This is a genomic window from Desulfomicrobium salsuginis, from assembly GCF_054657795.1.
The window spans coordinates 669,921-683,006 of sequence record NZ_BAAHYA010000001.1 but is presented as its reverse complement, the minus strand read 5'-3'; the positions used below and the strand labels follow the sequence as shown (position 1 = coordinate 683,006).

Below are 13,086 nucleotides of genomic sequence, written 5' to 3'. Positions count from 1 at the left end.
GTGCGTTTCAGAGGGTGGGCCTACTTGGCGAAGGTGCACTTGGGGTAGGTGCACGTGTTGCACTGCAGGCAGACGCCGCCTTCGGCCAGGCGCGCCAGGTCGCGCCGCGTGATGGGCGCGTCGGCCAGCAGGCGCGGCAGGAGCACGTCCAGGCTCGTGGTCTTGAAGAACAGGGCGCAGGCGGGCACGCCCAGGACCTGCGCCCGGCCGATGCGGCCCACCAGGGTCATGGCGCCGGGCAGCAGGGGGACGCCGTGCAGGGCGTCGGTCAGGCCCGCGTCCTCCAGACCGCCGCGGGTCACGTCGTCGGGGTCCACGGACAGGCCGGCCGTGGTCACGATGAGGTCCGCGCCCAGGCCCAGGAGTTTCTTCACGCCGTCGGCGATGGCCTGGCGGTCGTCGGGGGCGAATTCCTCGCCGATGACCGTGGAGCCCAGGGCTTCGGCCTTGGCACGGATGATGGGCGCGAAGCGGTCCTCGATGAGGCCCTGGAAGACCTCGGTGCCCGTGACCAGGGTGCCGATCCGTGCCCGGCGCAGGGGCAGGATGGACAGCAGCGGTCTTTCGCCCAGGGCGGCCAGGGCCCGGCTGAAGTTTTCGCGCGAAAGGAAGAGGGGGATGGCCCGGGTCCCGGCCACGAGGCGTCCTTCCTCGACCAGCGCGTACTGCTGGCGCGTGGCGCACATGACGTGGGGCACGAGGTTGAAGCGCTCCAGGGCTTCCAGATCCACCTGCAGCAGGCCTGCCGACGTCGCATGGAAGTCGATCTTCCCTTCCCGCGGCGTGTCCGAGTAGGTGATGCCGTCCCCGGACATCCGCTTGGCGAAGGCCAGGGCCGCGTCGTTCTCGTGGACCCAGGCGCCGTCCGGCAGGCTCTCGTCCTGGACGTAGACGGTGTTTCGGCCCATCTGCTGCAGGCGGCAGACGTCGCCGGCCGTGATGGTCTGTCCGGCGGTGAACTCGGCACCCTTGCTCTCGCCGGCCACGATGCGGGTCATATCGTGCAAGGCCTTGCGGCCCACGGCCTCGGCCACGGGCACGCGCGTGGGGCGGGCGCTGTCGCAGGCGGCCGCGGCGGCCCCGGATTCGACGTAGGGCGCCTCGCCCTGACAGCCGCGGCAGATGGCCCCGTCGCTGACCGGGTAGGCCTCGCGGCAGACCGGACAGGCCTCGATGCGGGTCATGTGCGCATGCCCCAGCAGGCGCGGCTGGACCGTGACCTTCTCCAGGCGCAGGATGGCGTCCCCGGCGTCCTCGATCTCGCGGAAAAGGGCCTCGGTGTCCTGCTCCTTCTTGGGCGTGAGCTTCAGGAACCAGCCCTTGATGTTCGGCCAGTTCTCAAGGGCGTCCAGGTCCACGCTGACGCGCACCCCCTCGCCCGTGTACTTGTCGTAGAGGGACACGGCGTAGCGGCCGAGGTTGACGATCTTCATCCAGTTGTTGCCGGTGCTGCACAGGGTCAGGAGTTGCACGGCGTCGGGCAGGCATTTCTTGCTCTCGACCACAGCCTCGAAGAGGATGCCCGCCGGCAGGGCGGCCTTGGCCATCTCGACCATGTACCCGCCGATCAGCAGGCCCGGGGCCGGGTAGCCGTGGAACGCGGCGGCCCTGTCCTTGAATTCCTGGAAGGTGTATTGTCCAATATTCATGAATACCTCACGATTTGAGAAAGTTTCGTGACCGGGAAGACCTAGCAGGCGAGGCGGCAAAAGAGAAGCTTGTGAAAAAGATTCGTAGCGTGACGGAAGTTCGGGGCCTCGCATCGTCCGGAGTCCCAAAACAAAAAAGCCGGTCGTGATGACCGGCTTTGATGTCTGGAGCCCACAAGCAGGATTGAACTGCTGACCTCGTCCTTACCAAGGACGCGCTCTGCCAACTGAGCTATGTGGGCTTGTGTCTGGTCGGGATGAGAGGATTTGAACCTCCGGCCCCTTGAACCCCATTCAAGTGCGCTACCAGGCTGCGCTACATCCCGACACGAGAAGACGCTTCTATGGAGAGCCTCGGTCTTTGTCAAACACTTTTTTGCGGAATATTTCGAAGAACATGCCGGGGCGTCCGGGACGGGAAAAGCAGGGAGCGGCGGCCCGCCGGCCGCCGCTCCCGGGATATTCGGCTCAGATCCTGAACCTGGACACCTGTTCGCGCAGGCGCTCGGCCAGTTCCGAGAGTTCCCGCGCGCTGGACTGCACGGTCTGGCTGCTGGCCGTCATCTCGCCCGATGCGGTCCGGACCTGCTCGATGTCCCTGCTCACGTTGCGCGTCATGGCCGAGCTGGCGGCGACGTTGGAATTGATCTCGGTGATGCCCGTGGAAGCCTGCCCCACATTCTCGGCGATGTCGCGGGTGGTCACGGACTGCTCCTCCACGGCCGCGGCGATGGTGGTGACGATGTCGTTGACCTCGGAGATGACGCCGGAGATGTCGGAGATGTCGTGGACCGTCTGGCTGGTCACGGACTGGATGCCGCTGATGCGGTCGCGGATGTCGTCCGTGGCCCTGGCCGTCTGCTGGGCCAGCTCCTTGATCTCGTTGGCCACCACCGCGAACCCGCGTCCGGCCTCGCCGGCGCGGGCCGCCTCGATGGTGGCGTTCAGGGCCAGCAGGTTGGTCTGCGAGGAGATGGCCGTGATGGTCGCGGTCACGGTGTTGATCTCCCGTGCGGCCTCGCCGAGCTCGTTGACCCGTCCCGAAGCCTGCTGGGCCCTGGTCACGGCGCTTTCCGTCGTGTTCTTGGCCCGCTCAGAGTTCTGGGCGATCTCGTGGATGGTGGCGGACATCTCCTCGGCCGCGGCCGCCACGGTGTTCATGTTGACCGAGGCCTGCTCCATGGCCGCCGATACGGACGTCATGTTCTCCGTGACCTCGCCCGTGGCCCTGCTCACGGCGTTGGCCATGCTCGCGGTCCGGTTCGACCCGTCGGTCATCTGGGTGGAGATGCTCGACAGTTCCGTGGATGCGGCCGCCAGGGCCTGGGTCGCGGCGGTGATCTCGCCGAGCATTTCCTTGGTCCGGCCGACCATGGTGTTCATGGCGTCCGACAGATGCCCGATGGCGTCCTTGGCGGCATGGTTGAAGGTGATGGTGTAGTCGCCCTCGGCCACCTTGAGGCTCTGCTCGGCGATGCGGTTCAGCGGACGGGTGATGGCCCGCACCAGCACGATGGCGACCAGGACGCCGAAGAGCATCGCGCCCGCTCCGACGAGGATGGTCTTGATGATGATCTTCCGGTCAATGCCCTGGACCATCTGTACGTTGTTCAGGCCCACGGCGATATGCCAATCCCAGGGCTCGAAGAATTTGGTGAAGGTGATCTTCTGTTCGCCGTTCCATTGGTATTCGAGAAATCCATCCTTGTGGTTCCGGAACGCATCGCCGATGCCTTGGACTTCGAAGATGTTTTGTCCTTCGAGAGTGGGGTGGATGAGCACATCGCCCTTGGAGTTGTATATGAAGAAATAGCCGACGCCGGCCGCCTTGGTCGTGTTGATCATGTCCCGCAGTTGCGGGGTGAGAATCCTGCGCCCCACGAAGAGGACGGCCACGATCTTGTCGTCGGCGTTGAGCACGGGCTTGTAGCTGGTCACGTACCAGTCGTCGACCACGAAGGCCCGGCCGTCGTACGTTTCGCCGTTCATGACGGCCTTGTAGACCGGGCTGTCGGAGGGGATGAAGGTGTCCACGGCGCGGTCTGTCTCGTTGATGCGGACGTTGGTGGATACGCGCAGGAGCTTTCCGTCGACGACCTGGAAAATGGTCGCCACGCCGCCCGTCATCATCTGGATTTTGTCGACGATGCCCGTGTTGCCGTTCATGACCGTGCCGCCGAGCATCAGGCGCGGTATCTTGACCTGTTCCTGGGCCTTGGTCACCTGATTGGTGACGGTCCGGTCGAGCATGTAGCTCGAATCGAGGTCGAAGGTTCCGTACCGCTCAAGTTCGCCTTCCAGGATGATCATGTCCGCGGCGAGCTTTTCCTGCAGCAGGGAGTTCTGCGCGTTGAGGGAGTTGAAGACCGAACTGGCCGTGCTTTCGACGGAATTCTTGCCCATCTCGAAGAGCCCCTTGCGGACGTCTATCGTCGTCACGGCGATGACCAGGACAAGGGACAGGGCCAAAATGGCCAGGATGCCCGTGAAGAGCTTGGTCGTGAATCTGATGGCGTGTATGTTCAAGGAACCTCCCTCCTGTCAGTGTGGTACTACGGCTATTGTAGTACGTTTATATGCAAGAAGTGAGTAATGATCAATATTACGAATAGGAAATTGATCTGCCCCGCGCAGGGGCTCGGATCAGAAGCGCAACGTGGCCTTGAGCCGCGATGGGTGCAGGAGCAGGTCGAGTCCGGCCTCGATGCCGGGGACGAGGATGTGCGCCGCGTTCAGGGCGGCCATGGCCACCCCTTCGGGTTGGAGCACCGCCACGGACAGGCCGGCGTGGCGAAGCATTTCCGCGTCGTTGTTGCCGTTGCCCATGCAGACGCAGGACTGCGGGCCCAGGGCGCGGATGAAGTCGGCCTTGGCTTTTCGTTCGTCGCCGGGTTGGAGGATGTGCACGTTGTGGTCGCTCGGCCCGAAGGTCGAACGCACGGTGCCGAAGGTGTCGGCCGTGAGGATGTGGGTGTTCAGGACTGCACCGAGCTGGGTCAGGCGCGAGAGGACGCCGGGCTGGATACGCCCGTCCAGGGCCAGGGTGCCGTTGTAGTCCAGGACGAGGTGGTGCAGCGTCAGTTGGCCGAAGCCGGGGATGTCGAGTTCGATCATGGTTCCGTCGTGCCGGCCGGCCTGGCGGCATGGCCGCCATCGGGGCATGGTTGGTGGTTGTGCGCGCGGGGCAGGTTTTTTTCCTCGTACATGCGGAGGTCCGCAGCGCGAATCAGTTCGTCCAGGCTCTGGTTTGGCCTGTGGCGGCTGACGCCCACGGAGGCCGATATGCCAAGCCGCGTGTCCATGCCGCACAGGTCCGAGACGTCGATTTCGTCCAGGGTTTCGCGCAGGCGCTGCACGAAGCATGCGGCCATGGCCGCGTCCGTGCCCGGAAGCAGGATGACGAACTCGTCGCCGCCCATGCGCACGAAGATGTCGTATTTGCGCACCATGCCCCTGATGGCCCGGGCCACCCCCACCAGGACCAGGTCGCCGGCCTCGTGGCCGAGGGTGTCGTTTACGGCCTTGAAGCCGTTTAAGTCGATGAAGAGCAGGTGCACGGGCAGCCCCTTGCGGACGGCGAAGTCCAGGATGCGCGGGGCGTGCCGCTCCAGGTAGGCGCGGTTGTTCACGCCGGTCAGGGCGTCGCGCACGGTCAGTTCTTCGAGCTGGGCGTGCTCCAGGGCCGTGATCAGGGTGCAGGCCAGGATGTCGCAGAAGTGGCCGAGGAAATCCGTGGCCTTGTCCGGGGCGTAGCGCTCGGGGTCGGGATCGTAGGCCGAGACGATGCCGATGGTCTTGCCCTGCTGGTATTTGTGTCCGAGAGCGAAAATGAAGCAGGAGCCTTGGGGCGGGTCGTGTTCGAGTCCCAGGAAGAAGCCCGGGTTCTCGATGCGCCCGACCTCGCCGAGGAAGAGGCGCGGCGCGTGGGGCGTGGGCGAGAACTGCCGGATGCGCTCGCGGATGATCCGGGCCGGGGCATGTCCGATGTCGTCCGGGATGCGGTCCTCGAAGATGTCCCGGTCGAGGACCAGGTGCAGGGTGTGGAGGCTGCGCAGCGTGCGGATGGATTCGAGGATCGCGGGCAGGTCTTCCAGGCGCTTGACCTGCTGGACCAGGTCGATGGTCCCGCGGAAGGTCTCGAAGGTGTCCAGCAGGGCCTTGTAGGAGGTCACCATGGCGTCGAAGCCGCCCTTGGAGACCCGGAGGCGCTGACGCAGGTCCTCGTTCTCCTCGACCACACGCTTGGCCGGGGACGGGGCGTGGATGATCCGTTCCCTGATCCAGGCCCCCAGGGCCTTGAGGTTCGTGCGCAGGCTTCGGGCGTCACCCAGGCCGGCGCTGGCCTCGACGGCGGACATGAGGTCCCGCATCTCGGCCAGCAGGGCGTTCGCGTTGCGCGCCATGGCGGTTGGTTCAGGCCAGGGACTGCAGCTTTGCCAGCACTTCGGCGGCGTGTCCGGCGGCTTTGACCTCTGGCCAGGCGTGGCGGACCACGCCGGCCGGGTCGATGAGAAAGGTCGAGCGGGCCACGCCCATGTATTCCTTGCCGTAGTTCTTTTTCAGGCGCCACGCCCCGAAGTGCTCCAGGACCTGATGGTCGGGGTCGCTCAGGAGGTCGACCAGCAGCTCGTGCTTGCCCGTGAAATTCTGGTGGGATTTGACCGAGTCGGGGCTCATGCCCAGGACCACGGCGTTCAGGGCCGCGAACTGGTCCTTCAGGGCCGAGAACTCCTGGGCCTCGACCGTGCAGCCCGGCGTGTTGTCCTTGGGGTAGAAGTAGAGGACCACCCATTTGCCGCGGTGGTCTTCCAGCCGGACGTCGGAGCCGGAGGCGCTCTTCAGGCAGAAGGACGGGGCCGGCTCGCCGGGGGTGGGAATCTTGAAATCCATCATGTGCTGCTCCTGTGGGGAATACGTACTCATGGGCTACGTAGCCCATCCCCAAGGGGCGTGCAAGCTCAGGGCGCGGTGGCGGCGCTCAGTCCGGCCAGATAGCCCGTGGACAGGGCCGCCTGGAGGTTGAAGCCGCCCGTGTCGGCGTCCATGTCGAGCACCTCTCCGGCCAGGAACAGGCCCGGGCAGACCCGGGACTCCATGGTCTTGGGGTTGACCTCCGTCAGGCTGACCCCGCCGGCCGTGACGATGGCCTCGCGCAGGGGGCGGTACCCGCTGACCGTGAAGCGCAGCTCCTTGAGCCACAGACGCAGCCGTTTGCGCTCCTCGGCCGAGACTTGGTGGGCGGCCTTGTCCGCGGCCAGGCCGGTCTGGTCGAGGCAAACGGGGATGAGCTTCGGCGGCATGAGCCCCTTGAGCAGGTTCTCCATGTGCATCTTGCCGTGCTCCTTCAGGTCGCGCTGCAGGCGGGCGTCGAGCTTGGCGGGGTCCAGGGCGGGCTTGAGGTCGATGAGCACTTCGGTCTTTCGGCCCTGGTCCACGGACTGCACGGCGGCCTTGCTCAGGGTCAGGATGATGGGGCCGGACAGGCCGAAATGCGTGAAGAGCATCTCGCCCATCTGTTCGGTCGCCTTTTTCCCGTCCACCCGGAGCTCCGCGCGAACGTTCTTCAGGGACAGGCCCTGAAGGCGCCCGGCCGTGTCGCCGGCCGTGACCAGGGGGATGAGGGCGGGGGCGATGGCGGTGATGCCGTGGCCGAGGCTGCGGGCCAGGTCGTAGCCGTCGCCGGTGGAGCCGGTGGCCGGGTACGACGCGCCGCCCGTGGACAGGATGACCCTGTCCGCCGTGAGGGTCTGGGCGCCGAAGCGGACCGCGAAGCCATCGGTCCGTCGCCGGACGTCGCCGACCCGGCAGCCGGTACGGATGGTCGCCCCGCTTGTGCGGGCGTGGCGCACGAAGGCGTCCACGAGGTCCTGGGCATTGTCGCTGACGGGAAAGAGGCGTCCGCCGCGCTCCTCCTTGACCGGGACGCCGAGCCCGGCGAGCAGTTCGATGGTGTCGGGGGTGAAGAAGTGGGCCAGGGCCGGCCGCAGGAAACGGAAGTTCCGGCCGAAGTGCGTCAGGAACTCGTCAAGGGGGGCCGTGTTGCCGATGTTGCCGCGCCCCTTGCCGCAGATCCTGAGTTTCCGGCCCGGGCGGTCCATGCGTTCGAGCAGGGTCACGCCGGCACCCCGGGAAGCGGCCGTGGCTGCGGCCAGGAGTCCCGAGGGGCCTCCGCCGATGACGATGACGGTATGTTTCATGGGCATCCTTCAAAAAAATGCATTCTGAAGGGCCTCGGGACGGAAGTAAACCATTATTGACGGATCCGGCCGCATCAGTCCTGCTTGACGCGCAGCGTGATGGCGGCGGGGCGGCCGTCGGTGATGCGATAGTCGAGGTTGAGCTTGTCGATGGCCACGGCCGGTCCGGGAATGTTGATCAGGCCCGAGGACTCGCCGGACTTGAGCTGCACGGGGATTTTGAGGGGGATGGGGTCGCCCTTGACCGGCACCAGGACCAGGCCGTTCAGCTGCACGGTGGCGCCGTCTATCTGGAAGCGCAGGTTGTCGATCTTGCCCATCTTTTCGCCAATCGGGAGGGAGGCGCCGGCGCCGGAGGCGGAGAGGGTCACTGGTTCAAGGGCCACCCAGGGGCCGGCCAGGGCCGGTGCGGCCAGTACAAGGCACGCGAGGAGAGCGAAAGCGGTTTTCATGTCAGGCTCCATGGAAGTGTTTTACCCCTGTTGTTTACGCCGGCCCGGGACCGTGATCAAGGACGGAAACGGAACGGGCGGGCCTGCGTGTTCAAATATGTTGGAAAATCGGGCCCGGCGGGGTAAAGGATCGCAGTGATATGGCGAAAACCGGCCAAGGGTGGGGTGTGCATGGCTCAAGAGACGATGTCGCGGGAAGAACTGCAGGACGAGGTCGCCCGGCTGCGCCGGCGCGTGGCGGAGCTCGAAGCCGGCTCCGGCTCCTGCCTCCGCTTGGGTGCCGGGGATGACGAGAGGCTCACGGCCTCCTTTCTCCTTGAAAACGCGCCTGTCGGGGTGATCATCCAGAATGCCGACGGCAGCATCCGCTTCTGGAACAGGATCGCGAGGGAAATTTTCGGCAGCGCCGAACACGAACTGGCCCCATCCTCCTTCCAGGTGGGCGTCTGGACCATCCTGCGCCCCGACGGAAGTCCCTGGCCTGTCGGCGACCACCCTTCCAGGGTCACCTTGGCGGACGGCAAGCCCCTGCGGAACCAGATCATGCGGCTGCGACGGGATGAAGGGACGGAGCGCTGGCTGTCCATCAACACCGAACCCGTGTTCGACGGACGGTTTGCGGCCGTCGCCGCGGTCATCATCACCTTTCTCGACATCACCTCCCAGCGGGAAGTGGCCGAAACCCTGGCCCGCAAGGACGCGCTCCTGCAGGCCATGCTGCGCAATCTCCCCTTCGATTTCTGGGCCCGGGACAACGAGGGACGGATCGTCATGCAGAGCGAAGCGTCCGTGGCCCTGTGGGGCGACCTCATGGCGACGGTGCCTGATCAGGCCGAGGTCGCCGGGGAAATTCTCGAAAACTGGAAGATCACCAACGCCAGGTCCTACGCGGGCCACGTCGTCGAGCACGACGTGGAGTACCTCGTGCCCGCGGGCGAGAGGCGCGCCTTCCACGGCATCGTCGCGCCCATCCGTAGGGGAGAGGAGATCCTGGGGATTCTCGGCGCGAACATCGACGTGACCGAACACCTGCGCTCCATCGAGGCCTTGAAGAGATCCGAGGCCAACCTGGCGGCGCTGCTCGACTCCATTGAAGAGTCCGCGGCCCTGTTCGAGACCGACGGGACCGTCATCACCTGCAACGCGACCTTCGCCGCCCGTGTGGGAAGGACCGTGGCCGAGTGCGTCGGCCGATCCGTCTACGATCTGGTGCCGGCGAACGTGGCCGCACGGCGGCGGGAGCGCCTGGAACGCGTCCTGCGTACCGGGGAGCCTCTGACCTTCGAGGACGAGCGGCTGGGGCGCTGGATGCGGCACAGCCTGAGCCCGGTCCTGGGACACGACGGGTCCGTCGCGGCCGTGTCGACCTTTGCCACGGACCTGACCGAGCGCGTGCGCAGGGAGCGCCTGCTGGTAGCGCGGCAGAGGCTGAGCGAGTACGCCATCAACCACCCCCTCAAGGAACTGCTGCGCAAGGCCCTGGACGAGGCCGAGGACGTGACCGGAAGCACGCTGGGCTTCCTGCATTTCCTGAACGAAGACCAGCGCACACTGTCCATGTACGCCTGGTCCTCCAGGACCATGGCCACGGGTTTCCGGGCCGTGACCCAGGACCTGCATTTCGATATGAACCACGCCGGGGTCTGGGCCGACTGCGTGCGGGAGCGGAGACCCGTCATCCACAACGACTACGCCTCCCTGGCGCACCGCAAGGGCGTCCCCGCAGGGCATCCCGAGCTGGTGCGCCAGCTCCTGCTGCCGATTCTGCGTGGTAACAGGATCGTGGCCATCCTGGCCGTGGCCAACAAGCCCGAGGACTACCACGACGGCGACGTGCAGACCCTGGACGAGCTGGGCAACCTGCTGTGGGACATCCTGGAGTACAAGCGGGCCCAGGAAAACCTGCAGAAGAGCGAGGACCTCCTCAACCTGACGCAGAGCCTGAGCAGGATCGGAGGATGGGCCTGGGACGCGGACACCCAGACCATGACCTGGACCAGGGAGATGTACCGTCTCCACGGCATGTCGCCCGACGAGTTCCCTGCCGGTTCGAAGGAGCACCTGCGACGCAGCCTGGCCTGCTTCGACCCCGGAGGCCGGGAACTCGTCCAGCGTTCCCTGGAGGCCTGCCGGCGCGGCGGGCAGCCTTTCGACCTCGAACTTCCGTTCACGTCTGCCGACGGGCGGAAGATGCTGGTGCACGTCCGGGCCGTGGCCGTCCGGGAGGGCGGGCGCGTGGCCAGGGTGCTGGGCACCGTCATGGATGTCACGGCCCTGCGGAATCTGGAACTGAGGTACATGGCCCTTTTCCAGAACATGACCGAGGGGTTCGCCCTGCACGAGATCATCGTCGACGAGGGCGGCAGGCCTACGGACTACCGCTTCCTGGACGTGAATCCCGCCTTCGAGCGCATCACCGGGCTTTCGGTTGCGGATGTCGTCGGCAGAACAGTGCGCGAGGTCATGCCGGCGACGGAGCCGGCCTGGATCGAGATCTACGGGCGCGTGGCCCTGACCGGCGAACCGCTCTTCTTCGAGGAATATTCCAGGGCCATTGACAAGTTTTTCGAGGTTTCGGCCTTCCGCCCCGCGCCCATGCAGTTCGCCTGCATCTTCTCGGACATCACGGCCCGCAAGCGCCAGGAGTCCGAGCTGCGCAAGGCCAAGGAGGCCGCCGAAGCGGCCAATGTGGCCAAGTCCGGATTCCTGGCCAACATGAGCCACGAGATCCGCACCCCGTTGAACGGCATCCTCGGCATTCTGCAGTTGCTCGAGTCCATGAGCCTCTCGGACGAGCATGTCCGCCTGGTGCGCATGGCGGCCGCCGCGGCCGGCCGTCTCACCGGACTCCTGACGGACCTGCTGGACCTTTCCAGGATCGAGTCCGGCAAGCTCACGCTGGCCAGCAGGCCTTTCGAAATGGCCGAGCTGCGGGACGCCGTCATGGGCCTTTTCGCCCTGTCCGCACGGGAAAAGGGCATCGAACTGAGCTTCAGCGTGGCTGCCGACGTGCCTTCCCGGCTGGTGGGCGACGAATCGCGGCTGCGCCAGGTCCTGTTCAACCTGGTCGGCAACTCCGTCAAATTCACGGCCGGCGGTTTCGTGCGGGTCGAGGCGGGTCTTCTGCCCTGCGGGCACGGGTCCCGGGTACTCTTTTGCGTCGCCGATTCGGGGCCGGGCATCCCCGACGCGCGTGTGGACGACATCTTCAAGCCCTTCGTGCAGGGCGAGGAGTCCTTTGTCCGCCACCACCAGGGGGCGGGTCTCGGCCTGGCCATCGTCCGGCGCCTGATGGACCTCATGGGCGGCTGCCTGTGCGTGGACAGTTCGCCCATGGGCACGACCATGTGCTTTTCCCTGCCCCTGGGCCGGGGCGAGGACGCCCGGGATGTCCGCGAGACGGTTCCGCCCTGTGCGCAGCCGTCGCAGGGCCTGCGCATCCTGCTGGTGGAGGACGACCCGGTGAGCATGTTCGCGGCCGGGCGGGTGCTCGAAAAGGCCGGCCATCTGGTCACTCGGGCCGGGGACGGGGCCGAAGCCGTGGAAACCCTGCGCAGGGAGGACTTCGACCTCGTGCTCATGGACGTGCAGCTTCCCGTCATGGACGGCGTGAAGGCCACGGGCGCCATCAGGCGCGATGTTTCCCTGGGCGCGAAATCCCGCATCCCCGTCGTGGCCATGACGGCCTACGCCATGAGCGGCGACCGGGAGAAGTTCCTGGCCGCGGGCATGGACGACTACATCGCCAAACCCGTCAGTCAGGCAGAGCTGCTGGCGGTTCTGGACCGGGTCGGCCTGTGCGGGGATAGGGCTGCGGCGAGGGAGAGGGACGGCGATGCGGACTCCTGAGGCCCGTCTGCAGGCGCTCGAAGCCGAACTGGCCAGCCTGCGCGCGAGGATGCGCGTCCTGGTCGACGGCTCGCCGTTGGGCATCTTTTTCGACGACGCGCAGGACAAGTGCGTGTTCGTCAACACGACCTTCTGCGAGATGATGGAGCTCTCCGAGGCCGAAGCCCTGGGCGACGGCTGGGCCAAGACCGTGCACATCGACGACCTGCCGGGGCTGCTGCGGGAACGGGCGCGGGCGGTGTCCGAGGGCACGGCGCTCTTCCGGGCCGAGTACCGTTACGCCTGCCCCAGCGGGCGCGCGGGGTGGGTCGAGGAGCAGACCCGGCCCGTGCACGGACCGGACGGGGAACTGCTCGGCTATGTCGGCACCCTGGCCGATATCACCGCGCGCAAGAACGAGGAGGAGCTTCTGGCCCGCCACAGCGAGGAGCTGGAAGAGCGGGTGCGCGAGCGCACGGCCGAGCTGAGCGGCATGAACGTCGCCCTGGAGGTGCTGCTGCGCAAGCGCGAGGAGGACCGCGAGGAGCTGGAGCGGGCCGTGCTGGCCAACGTCCGCCGCCGCATCCTGCCGGCCCTGGAGCGGCTGGAGACGGCCTGCCGCGGGGAGGCCGGGTCTCTGGCTGCCGAGATCAGGCACGGCCTGCAGGAGTTGACTGACCCCTTCCGGCATCGCCTGTCCACGGCCTGTCAGGACCTGACCCCGGCCGAGCTGCGCGTGGCCGACCTCATCCGCGAAGGGTTGTCCACCAAGGAGATCGCCGCCCGCCTGGGGATCGGCACCTCCACCGTCGACACCCACCGTCACGGCATCCGCCGCAAGCTCGGCCTGGACACCCGCCGGACGAACCTGCGCGCCTACCTGCTGTCCCTGGGCGTGTCCTGAATATGGAATTTTCTTCCATATTCTGTCCGCATTAATCCGCTATTGTCTTTTTTGGC

At 66.3% G+C, this 13,086-nt stretch carries 9 protein-coding genes and 2 tRNA genes; 2 read left to right on the top strand and 9 right to left on the bottom strand.

Annotated elements, in window-relative coordinates; all coding sequences use genetic code 11:
- Positions 1-20 precede the first annotated feature (20 nt).
- The 9 genes from ACYQ3G_RS03010 to ACYQ3G_RS02970 all read right to left on the bottom strand — a co-directional run bounded on the left by ACYQ3G_RS03010 (position 21) and on the right by ACYQ3G_RS02970 (position 8,298).
- Complete coding sequence (locus tag ACYQ3G_RS03010) at positions 21-1,649, bottom strand: FmdE family protein (protein ID WP_459822239.1); 1,629 nt, start codon at positions 1,647-1,649, stop codon at positions 21-23.
- Positions 1,650-1,815: 166 nt separating this feature from the next.
- A tRNA-Thr gene (locus ACYQ3G_RS03005) sits at positions 1,816-1,891 on the bottom strand.
- A gap of 7 nt (positions 1,892-1,898) precedes the next feature.
- Positions 1,899-1,975: transfer RNA gene (locus ACYQ3G_RS03000), tRNA-Pro, on the bottom strand.
- A 142-nt stretch (positions 1,976-2,117) separates the two neighbouring features.
- A complete protein-coding gene (locus tag ACYQ3G_RS02995) occupies positions 2,118-4,175 on the bottom strand; it encodes a methyl-accepting chemotaxis protein (RefSeq protein WP_459822237.1) in 2,058 nt (685 codons plus the stop codon).
- 117 nt (positions 4,176-4,292) lie between these two features.
- Positions 4,293-4,763 carry an HAD family hydrolase gene (locus ACYQ3G_RS02990; RefSeq protein WP_459822235.1) on the bottom strand — a complete coding sequence of 157 codons (471 nt, stop codon included), beginning with the start codon at positions 4,761-4,763 and terminating at the stop codon, positions 4,293-4,295.
- Complete coding sequence (locus tag ACYQ3G_RS02985; protein ID WP_459822233.1) at positions 4,760-6,052, bottom strand: GGDEF domain-containing protein; 1,293 nt, start codon at positions 6,050-6,052, stop codon at positions 4,760-4,762. Before ACYQ3G_RS02985 ends, ACYQ3G_RS02990 begins: the two co-directional genes overlap by 4 nt.
- Before the next feature lie 10 nt (positions 6,053-6,062).
- Positions 6,063-6,542, bottom strand: coding sequence for a peroxiredoxin (locus tag ACYQ3G_RS02980; protein WP_459822231.1), 480 nt, complete (start codon positions 6,540-6,542; stop codon positions 6,063-6,065).
- Positions 6,543-6,607: 65 nt separating this feature from the next.
- Entirely contained in the window at positions 6,608-7,846 is a 1,239-nt protein-coding gene (locus ACYQ3G_RS02975) for a BaiN/RdsA family NAD(P)/FAD-dependent oxidoreductase (protein ID WP_459822229.1), read from the bottom strand.
- Between the two features lie 74 nt (positions 7,847-7,920).
- A complete protein-coding gene (locus ACYQ3G_RS02970) occupies positions 7,921-8,298 on the bottom strand; it encodes a hypothetical protein (RefSeq protein ID WP_459822227.1) in 378 nt (125 codons plus the stop codon).
- A gap of 171 nt (positions 8,299-8,469) precedes the next feature.
- On the opposite strand from ACYQ3G_RS02970, the gene ACYQ3G_RS02965 reads away from it, so the two are divergent.
- Together ACYQ3G_RS02965 and ACYQ3G_RS02960 are read left to right on the top strand one after the other, a co-directional pair.
- Positions 8,470-12,147: a PAS domain S-box protein gene (locus tag ACYQ3G_RS02965; protein ID WP_459822225.1), complete on the top strand. Its 3,678-nt coding sequence runs from the start codon at positions 8,470-8,472 to the stop codon at positions 12,145-12,147.
- Positions 12,134-13,030: a helix-turn-helix transcriptional regulator gene (locus ACYQ3G_RS02960; protein WP_459822223.1), complete on the top strand. Its 897-nt coding sequence runs from the start codon at positions 12,134-12,136 to the stop codon at positions 13,028-13,030. The genes ACYQ3G_RS02965 and ACYQ3G_RS02960 overlap by 14 nt, the downstream gene beginning before the upstream one ends.
- The last annotated feature ends 56 nt before the right edge of the window (positions 13,031-13,086 follow it).

What these genes read in the sequence shown, in the direction of transcription:
- ACYQ3G_RS03010 (WP_459822239.1), bottom strand. Translation starts at nt 1,649, where the DNA reads ATGAATATTGGACAATACACCTTCCAGGAATTCAAGGACAGGGCCGCC.
- ACYQ3G_RS02990 (WP_459822235.1), bottom strand. Translation starts at nt 4,763, where the DNA reads ATGATCGAACTCGACATCCCCGGCTTCGGCCAACTGACGCTGCACCAC.
- ACYQ3G_RS02985 (WP_459822233.1), bottom strand. Translation starts at nt 6,052, where the DNA reads ATGGCGCGCAACGCGAACGCCCTGCTGGCCGAGATGCGGGACCTCATG.
- ACYQ3G_RS02980 (WP_459822231.1), bottom strand. Translation starts at nt 6,542, where the DNA reads ATGATGGATTTCAAGATTCCCACCCCCGGCGAGCCGGCCCCGTCCTTC.
- ACYQ3G_RS02975 (WP_459822229.1), bottom strand. Translation starts at nt 7,846, where the DNA reads ATGAAACATACCGTCATCGTCATCGGCGGAGGCCCCTCGGGACTCCTG.
- ACYQ3G_RS02970 (WP_459822227.1), bottom strand. Translation starts at nt 8,298, where the DNA reads ATGAAAACCGCTTTCGCTCTCCTCGCGTGCCTTGTACTGGCCGCACCG.
- ACYQ3G_RS02965 (WP_459822225.1), top strand. Translation starts at nt 8,470, where the DNA reads ATGGCTCAAGAGACGATGTCGCGGGAAGAACTGCAGGACGAGGTCGCC.
- ACYQ3G_RS02960 (WP_459822223.1), top strand. Translation starts at nt 12,134, where the DNA reads ATGCGGACTCCTGAGGCCCGTCTGCAGGCGCTCGAAGCCGAACTGGCC.